The organism is Paraburkholderia guartelaensis (assembly GCF_004353905.1).
GTDB classification, from domain to species: Bacteria; Pseudomonadota; Gammaproteobacteria; order Burkholderiales; family Burkholderiaceae; genus Paraburkholderia; species Paraburkholderia guartelaensis.
Genome location: NZ_SMOD01000093.1, coordinates 1 through 7749, shown reverse-complemented (window position 1 = coordinate 7749; position 7749 = coordinate 1). Strand labels below are relative to the sequence as shown.

Annotated in this window: 9 protein-coding genes; 4 read left to right on the top strand and 5 right to left on the bottom strand. The window is 64.8% G+C overall.

The genetic code is table 11. The features are described 5' to 3' along the window. On the top strand, positions 1-228 hold a 228-nt coding region (locus tag E1N52_RS42480), incomplete at its 5' end, for a transposase (RefSeq protein WP_133184843.1). Positions 229-324: 96 nt separating this feature from the next. Here E1N52_RS42480 and E1N52_RS42475 read toward each other — a convergent pair. The 5 genes from E1N52_RS42475 to E1N52_RS42455 form a co-directional block, all read right to left on the bottom strand. Continuing rightward, the gene (locus E1N52_RS42475) at positions 325-804 is read right to left on the bottom strand and encodes a phage protein NinX family protein (protein ID WP_133191017.1); all 480 of its coding nucleotides are present in this window, start codon (positions 802-804) and stop codon (positions 325-327) included. Positions 805-1014: 210 nt separating this feature from the next. After that, positions 1015-3381, bottom strand: coding sequence for a RelA/SpoT family protein (locus E1N52_RS42470; protein ID WP_133191015.1), 2367 nt, complete (start codon positions 3379-3381; stop codon positions 1015-1017). Positions 3382-3471: 90 nt separating this feature from the next. Beyond that, positions 3472-3675, bottom strand: a complete 204-nt coding sequence (gene rpoZ / locus E1N52_RS42465; protein WP_006400783.1) for a DNA-directed RNA polymerase subunit omega — start codon at positions 3673-3675, stop codon at positions 3472-3474. Between the two features lie 40 nt (positions 3676-3715). Continuing rightward, complete coding sequence (gmk, locus tag E1N52_RS42460; protein WP_246089463.1) at positions 3716-4429, bottom strand: guanylate kinase; 714 nt, start codon at positions 4427-4429, stop codon at positions 3716-3718. Positions 4430-4443: 14 nt separating this feature from the next. Next, positions 4444-5382 carry a YicC family protein gene (locus E1N52_RS42455; protein ID WP_069262677.1) on the bottom strand — a complete coding sequence of 313 codons (939 nt, stop codon included), beginning with the start codon at positions 5380-5382 and terminating at the stop codon, positions 4444-4446. 293 nt (positions 5383-5675) lie between these two features. Between E1N52_RS42455 and rph the strand changes: the two genes are divergently transcribed. The 3 genes from rph to hemW all read left to right on the top strand — a co-directional run. Next, complete coding sequence (rph, locus tag E1N52_RS42450; RefSeq protein ID WP_133191013.1) at positions 5676-6416, top strand: ribonuclease PH; 741 nt, start codon at positions 5676-5678, stop codon at positions 6414-6416. Continuing rightward, positions 6409-7056 carry an RdgB/HAM1 family non-canonical purine NTP pyrophosphatase gene (gene rdgB, locus E1N52_RS42445; RefSeq protein ID WP_133191011.1) on the top strand — a complete coding sequence of 216 codons (648 nt, stop codon included), beginning with the start codon at positions 6409-6411 and terminating at the stop codon, positions 7054-7056. The genes rph and rdgB overlap by 8 nt, the downstream gene beginning before the upstream one ends. A 44-nt stretch (positions 7057-7100) precedes the next feature. Further along, a partial coding sequence (gene hemW, locus E1N52_RS42440; RefSeq protein WP_133191019.1) for a radical SAM family heme chaperone HemW occupies positions 7101-7749 on the top strand: 649 nt, incomplete at its 3' end.

The window sequence follows — 7749 nt, the reverse complement described above, 5'->3', positions numbered from 1 at the left end:
CGCAAAGTGATCTACACGACCAACGCCATTGAAAGCGTGAACGCCCAGCTACGCAAGATCGTCAAGACGCGTGGGCACTTCCCCACGGACGAGGCCGCGACCAAACTGCTGTGGCTGGCCTTGCGCAATATCACGGCTGACTGGAGCCGTGCCGCACATGACTGGAAAGCCGCGATGAACCAGTTCGCGATCCTCTACGAGGATCGCTTCACCAGGAATCATTTGTAGAATGCAATTGATGACCTGCCAGACGGCAGGTTTTTATCTGCCTTGCACACAAAAATTCAGACACTTCCGCGCCTGGCGGCTCGCGAGAAGCGAACCCTAGCGCGGCGGCGTACCGATGTCGCCGATCTGTGCATCGGGACGCGGCAGGTCCTCCACGTCGCCAATCGCACTGGGCTCCCCCACAGGCTCCATGCCCATCCCTAGCAATGCCTGGGGCTGACGCAGCATCTCCCCTACCGTCTCACCAAAGCGACTCGCGACGAACGCCCGCAGCAGCGCCTCGCGCGTGGTTTCTCCGTAGGCTTCCACCGCACGCGACTCACCCTCGAACTCGGCCACACAGGAAGCCGGCTCGCCTTCGCGCAATTCGACGCGCCTCGCGCGGTCGAGCACCACGCCGGCCGCCTCCCATGAATCCGTGGGCATGAAGCGGCCATCCCACGGACGTCCACGATCGTTGCCGCGCACGGCAACCGTCTCGCCACTGTCGGTGAAATAGATTTCGCGCACGAAGTCCGGCAGGCTGCGCGCCACCCAGTAATCGAGTGCGAGGCCGGTCAGTTCAGCTACGTTCATTGAAAGTCCCTCGTTTCGGGTCGAAGGAAGATGGGGGGCGTGACGGGCACGCCCGGTCGGGCTGCCGCAAAGGTGCAGCGATGAGATAGCAGTAGATTACCGCGAGAGGCGCCCGATGAGAGTGGTTCGTGTCACGAACCGGCGCCTCGCCCGGGCTATGCGCCCCGAGCTACGCGCCCCGAGCTCACCGCCCGCAGCTACGCGCCCCGATCAATAATCCGCGCGCTCGCGTTCGATGCGCATGCCGCCGTCGTGGCGATGGTGCCCGTCGTCGCTCGAACGCTCGCGCGCAATGCGCATCACGTCCGGATTCGTGCGCACACGGCGCATGACGTTCGCGAGGTGCACGCGGTCGCTCACCTGGATCACGAAGCGCAACATGTTCGACTCCTGTGCCAGATCGTCGTCCATCGCGATGTGCACGATGTTGGCGTCCGCCGACGTAATGTCGGCCGCCACGCGCGCGAACACACCCTTGGTGTTCTTCACGAGTACCTTCACGGCGACGTCGAACAAACGCCCCGGCTGCGGCGCCCACGCCACGTCGATCCAGCGACCCGGGTCGCGCCGGTGGATACGCTGCGCCACGCGGCAGTCGGTCGTATGGATCGCCATGCCGAGGCCGATGCCGATGTAGCCCATGATGTCGTCGCCGGGAATCGGACGGCAGCAAGCCGAAAGCTGCACCGACATGCCCTCGGTGCCCGTGATGACCACAGGCGGCGCCGGCGGCGCATTCGGGTCGCGCGGCGGATGGTGATGCTCGGCGTCGTCGGCGTCCTGGCCGCTCATCAGCACTTCGATGCGCTTGGCCATGACCGCCGCCACGCGCCGGCCAAGACCAATGTCGGCGAAAATTTCCTGGCGGTTCTTGTTGCCGGTCCACAGGACCAGCTTTTCCCACACTTCCGGCGTGACTTCCGAAAGCTGGTAGCCGTAACCCTTGAGCGCCTGATCGACGAGCCGCTCGCCGAGTTGCACCGACTCCGTGAGACGCATCGTCTTCAGGTAGTGCCGGATCGCCGAGCGCGCCTTGCCGGTACGCACGAAGCCGAGCCACGCCGGATTCGGCTTGGAGTACGGCGCCGTGATCACTTCGACGATATCGCCGCTCTTCAATTCCGTACGCAGCGGCAGCAGCTCGTTGTTGATCTTCACGGCCACGCACTGGTTGCCGAGGTCGCTGTGGATCGAGTAAGCGAAGTCGAGCGCCGTGGCGCCGCGCGGCAGCGCCATGATCTTGGACTTCGGCGTGAAGACGTAGACGGCGTCCGGGAACAGGTCGATCTTGACGTGTTCGAGGAATTCGCTCGAGTCGCCCACTTCGCTCTGGATGTCGAGCAGCGACTTGAGCCACTGGTGCGCGCGCTTTTGCACGTCGTTGAGATCGGCGCCACCGTTCTTGTAGAGCCAGTGCGCCGCCACGCCGGCTTCGGCGATCTCGTGCATCTTGCGCGTGCGCACCTGGAACTCGATAGGCGCGCCGAACGGGCCCACGAGCGTGGTGTGCAGGGACTGATAGCCGTTCACCTTGGGAATGGCGATGTAGTCCTTGAACTTGCCCGGAACCGGCTTGTAGAGCGCGTGGAGCGCGCCGATGCAGGTGTAGCACTCGAGCGCCGACTCGACCACGACGCGAAAACCGTACACGTCGAGCACCTGCGAGAACGACAACTGCTTGTCGCGCATCTTCTTGTAGATGCTGAAGATGGTCTTCTCGCGGCCGGTGACTTCGGCGTCGAGCTTCGCGTCGGCAATCGCGCGCTGCACCGCTTCCAGAATCTTGCTTACCACTTCGCGGCGATTGCCGCGCGCGGCCTTCACCGCCTTTTCGAGCGTGGCGTAGCGATTCGGATTGAAGTTCGCGAAGCTCAGGTCCTGCAGCTCGCGATAGGTGTTGTTCAGGCCAAGACGGTGCGCGATGGGCGCGTAGATGTCGATGGTCTCGCGCGCCACGCGGCGGCGCTTTTCGGGCGGCACCGCACCGAGCGTGCGCATGTTGTGCAGCCGGTCGGCGAGCTTCACCAGAATCACGCGCACGTCGCGCGCCATCGCGAGGAGCATCTTGCGGAAGTTCTCCGCCTGCGCTTCCTCGCGGTTGCGAAACTCCATCTTGTCGAGTTTCGACAGGCCATCGACCAGTTCCGCGACCTTCGCGCCGAAGCGCTCGGCGAGTTCCGCCTTGGTCACGCCCTGGTCTTCCATCACGTCGTGCAGGAGCGCGGCCATGATGGACTGCGCGTCGAGCTTCCAGCCGGCGCAGATTTCCGCGACGGCGACGGGATGGGTGATATAGGGTTCGCCGCTCTGGCGATATTGCCCGAGGTGGGCTTCATCGCTGAAGTGGAACGCCGCCTTGACCTCCTTGATTTCCTCGGGAGTGAGGTAACCGGAGAGCGCGGCGGTCAGATTGGCGATGGAGACGACCCCGTGCTTACGGGGCTGCTCCGGCGTCGCGGTCGGTCCGAACAGATGGCGAAACGACTGTTCGAGGACCGCGTCGATGTAATTGCGCGCAGGGCTCGCAGTCTCGGCTTCCTGGTCCACGTCGGTGGCCGGCGAGGGCGTGGTGCTCATGTTCCCCTCCGTATCAGGTTTGGCGTTGACGGTTAAGCGGCTGCGGCGGTACGAACTACATGGCGATCGACAATGCCTCGGAACGCGCCCTTAGACGGGCACCTTCTTCAGCATTTCGAGGCCGACCTGGCCAGCCGCGATCTCGCGCAGCGCGACAACGGTAGGCTTGTCGCGGCTTTCGATCTTGGGCGTGTGACCTTGTGCGAGCTGGCGGGCGCGATACGTCGCGGCGAGCGCCAGTTCGAAGCGGTTCGGAATCTGTTTCAGACAGTCTTCGACGGTGATGCGGGCCATGTCGGTTTCCTTCTCATTCTCAGCAGGTTCTTATTCTACCTTATGTGCCCGACGCGCCGGGCTGCGGGTGGTGGATACCGAGCTGCACGAAGAGCTCGGTATGCCGTGCGTATTGCGAAGCGAAGCGCAGGCGCGTGGCGCTCACGATGTTACGCAGTTCCTGCAACGCGCGATCGAAGTTCTCGTTGATCACGACATACTCCGATTCGCTCGCATGCGCGATCTCGCTACCCGCTGCAAGCAGGCGTCGCGTGATGACGTTCGGCTCGTCTTCGCCGCGCTTTTTCAGGCGGTCGGCGAGCGCTTCGAGCGACGGCGGCAGGATGAAGATTTCCACTGCATTGCGGAACTGCTTCTTCACTTGCTGCGCACCTTGCCAGTCGATTTCGAGCAGGACGTCATGGCCGATTTTCATCTGGTCTTCGATCCACACGCGCGAAGTGGCGTAGTAGTTGCCATGCACTTCCGCGCTCTCGAGAAACTCACCCGTGGCGTGGCGCGTGAGGAAGTCGTCGACGGTCGTGAAGTGATAGTGCTCGCCATCGCGCTCCTTCGAACGCGGCTCGCGCGTCGTGTACGAAATCGACAGGCGGATCGCGTTGTCTTCAGCGAGCAGTGCGTTCACGAGCGTCGACTTGCCTGCACCCGACGGCGCCACCACCATGAAGAGGTTGCCGGGGTACATGCCCGCGTACGGATTGCGCTTCTTGTCGTGCTTCGCGTCCGCTTTGGGGGCGCTGCTTTGGTCGGTCATGTTCGTTGCTTCCTTCATTCGAGATTCTGAACCTGCTCGCGCATCTGCTCGATGAGCAGCTTGAGCGTCATCGAGGCGTCAGCGAGTTCCTTCGCCGCCGCCTTCGAGCCGAGCGTGTTCGCTTCGCGGTTGAGCTCCTGCATCATGAAGTCGAGACGCTTGCCGACGCGGCCGCCCTTCTCGATCACGTGACGCGTTTCGTTCAGGTGCGCCGTGAGACGCGAGAGCTCTTCGGCAATGTCGATGCGAATGCCATACATCGTCACTTCCTGGCGAATGCGCTCGGCGATTTCTTCGCGCGAGATGTTGCCGATGCTGCCGCCGTTGCCATTGCTGTCCGGCGCGGCGATGCCGAGCGCTTCCTGCAGGCGCTCGACGATCTTCTGCTGGTGCTTCGCGATCAGCTCCGGCACGAGCGGCGTGATGCGCGCGACGATCGCTTCCATTTCGGTCACATTCGCAAGCAGCATGTTGGCGAGCTGCGCGCCTTCGCGAGCGCGCACTTCGATCAGATCGGCGATGGCCTGCTTGCCGCAGCCGAGCACAGCGTCGCGCAGCACCTCGGGCGCCACGCCGCTTTCCGCGAGCACGCCGGGCCAGCGCAGGATCTCGCCCGTGCGCAGGCGGCCCGACTCGGGAAACGCTTCGAGCACGGCGCGCTCGAGCCCGGCGAGCTGATCGAGCGCATCGCGGTTCAGCGCGCCCGCATTGGCGCCCTGCTCGCTCTTCTGGATGTTGATGCGGATGTCGACCTTGCCGCGCGAGAGCTTCGTCATCAGCATTTCGCGCAGCGTGGGCTCGCACACGCGCACGTCTTCGGGCATGCGGAAGTTCAGGTCGAGAAAGCGCGAATTCACTGTACGCAATTCGACGGAGACACTGGCGCCGCCCGTGCCCGAAGCCGCAGCAAGCTCGCGCGTGGCGCTGGCGTAGCCGGTCATGCTGTAAATCATGGTTCGTCTCGCGAAGAAAGCCGCGGCGTCGTGCGCAGGGCGCGCGGGTCACGGCGAGGAAATCGAGGCGCCCGGCGTGTTGTCGCGAATGGACGAAAAGCGCGGGGCGGAGAAACCGTATTATCCCATTTTTGGGGGCACGCCTTCGCAAGCGCGGGCTGCACGGTCCGCCTGGCCGAGGGCGACCCCGTTTTCGCGCTCCCGCCGCCTTCTAGCCGCGCCCCTCGTGTGGCGCGCGGAGGCGGTAAAATCACGGTTTCCCCTTCCCTCTCGTGCCCTCGCGCACCTCCACGATGACCCAATCCATCCAGCGCCCCTCCGGCCGCGCCGCCAACCAGCTTCGCGAAGTCCGCATCACCCGCAACTACACGAAGTACGCCGAAGGTTCGGTCCTCGTCGAGTTCGGCGATACCAAGGTGCTGTGCACCGCGAGCGTGTCGGAAAGCGTGCCGCCGTTCCTGCGCGACAAGGGCCAGGGCTGGCTCACCGCCGAATACGGCATGCTGCCGCGCGCCACGCACACGCGCAGCGACCGCGAAGCCGCGCGCGGCAAGCAAACGGGCCGCACGCAGGAAATCCAGCGCCTGATCGGCCGCGCGATGCGCGCCGTGTTCGACCTCGAAGCGCTCGGTGCGCGCACCATCAACCTCGATTGCGACGTGCTGCAAGCCGATGGCGGCACGCGCACGGCGAGCATCACGGGCGCGTTCGTCGCGGCCCACGACGCCGTCTCGAAGCTGCTGGCCACGGGCCGTATCGAACGCTCGCCGATCTCCGACTACGTGGCCGCGATTTCGGTCGGCGTGTATGAAGGCGTGCCCGTGCTCGACCTCGACTACGACGAAGACTCGCAGTGTGACACCGACATGAACATCGTCATGACGGGCTCGGGCGGCATGGTCGAAGTCCAGGGCACGGCAGAAGGCGCGCCGTTCTCGCGTGACGAACTGAACGCGCTGCTCGATCTGGCGCAAAGCGGCATCCACTCGCTGATCGAGAAGCAGAAGGCCGCGCTGGAGATTTCGCATGGCTGATTTACAGCCGGATTCAACGGCTAAGACCGCGGCTCGCGCGCTCTCGCGCGTCGTGCTCGCCTCGAACAACGCGGGCAAGCTGCGCGAGTTCGCGGCGCTGCTCGGCGCGGCCGGTATCGAGCTCGTGCCGCAAGGCGCGCTCAACGTGCCCGAAGCCGAAGAGCCGCATCCCACGTTCGTGGAGAACGCGCTCGCCAAGGCGCGCCACGCGGCGAAGCTCACGGGCCTGCCCGCGCTCGCCGACGACTCGGGCCTGTGCGTGCGTGCACTGCTCGGCGCGCCGGGCGTGTATTCGGCGCGTTACGCGCAGCTCGCGGGCGGCGAGAAGAGCGACGCGGCGAACAACGCGCTGCTCGTCGCGAACCTGAAAAATCACGCGGATCGCCGCGGCTACTACTACTGCGTGCTCGCGCTCGTGCGCCATGCCGACGACCCCGAGCCGCTCATCGCCGAAGGCCGCTGGCACGGCGTGGTGCTCGACGCGCCGCGCGGCGACAACGGCTTCGGCTACGACCCCTACTTCTACGTTCCGGAGCTCGAGGCCTCGGCCGCCGAGCTCGATCCGGCGCTCAAGAACGCGTCGAGCCATCGCGCAATCGCCCTGCGCCAACTGCTCGCGCGACTCCAGGAGGAAGCGTGAGCCAGCAGCATCGAATCGGCATCGACGTGGTGCAGTCGTTCACGATGCCTGGCAGCATTCGCCTCACTTCGCTGCCACCGCTCGCGCTCTACGTGCATTTTCCGTGGTGCGTGCGCAAGTGCCCGTATTGCGATTTCAACTCGCATGAATGGAAGGGCGAGCGCTTTCCCGAAGACGATTACCTCGACGCGCTGCGCGCCGATCTCGAACAGGCGCTGCCGCTCGTCTGGGGCCGCCAGGTGCATACGGTGTTCATCGGCGGGGGAACGCCCAGCCTGCTTTCCGCAGCGGGTCTCGATCGAATGCTTTCGGATGTGCGCGCCCTGCTGCCGCTCGACGCGGACGCCGAGATCACGCTCGAAGCGAATCCCGGCACGTTCGAAGCCGCGAAGTTCGCGCAGTTTCGCGCGAGCGGCGTGAACCGTCTCTCGGTGGGCATCCAGAGCTTCAACGAAGCGCATCTGAAAGCGCTCGGACGCATTCACGACGCGGCCCAGGCGCGCCATGCGGTCGAGGTCGCGGCGAAGACTTTCGACAACTTCAATCTCGACCTGATGTTCGCGTTGCCGCAGCAAACGCTCGCCGAATGCCAGGCCGACATCGAGACGGCGCTCGCGTTCAAGCCGCCGCATCTGTCGCTGTATCACCTGACGCTCGAACCGAACACGCTGTTCGCCAAGTTCCCGCCCGCCC

Excerpts from the sequence above, each read along its gene's own strand:
- E1N52_RS42475 (WP_133191017.1), bottom strand. The coding sequence starts at position 804 with ATGAACGTAGCTGAACTGACCGGCCTCGCACTCGATTACTGGGTGGCG.
- E1N52_RS42470 (WP_133191015.1), bottom strand. The coding sequence starts at position 3,381 with ATGAGCACCACGCCCTCGCCGGCCACCGACGTGGACCAGGAAGCCGAG.
- rpoZ (WP_006400783.1), bottom strand. The coding sequence starts at position 3,675 with ATGGCCCGCATCACCGTCGAAGACTGTCTGAAACAGATTCCGAACCGC.
- gmk (WP_246089463.1), bottom strand. The coding sequence starts at position 4,429 with ATGACCGACCAAAGCAGCGCCCCCAAAGCGGACGCGAAGCACGACAAG.
- E1N52_RS42455 (WP_069262677.1), bottom strand. The coding sequence starts at position 5,382 with ATGATTTACAGCATGACCGGCTACGCCAGCGCCACGCGCGAGCTTGCT.
- rph (WP_133191013.1), top strand. The coding sequence starts at position 5,676 with ATGACCCAATCCATCCAGCGCCCCTCCGGCCGCGCCGCCAACCAGCTT.
- rdgB (WP_133191011.1), top strand. The coding sequence starts at position 6,409 with ATGGCTGATTTACAGCCGGATTCAACGGCTAAGACCGCGGCTCGCGCG.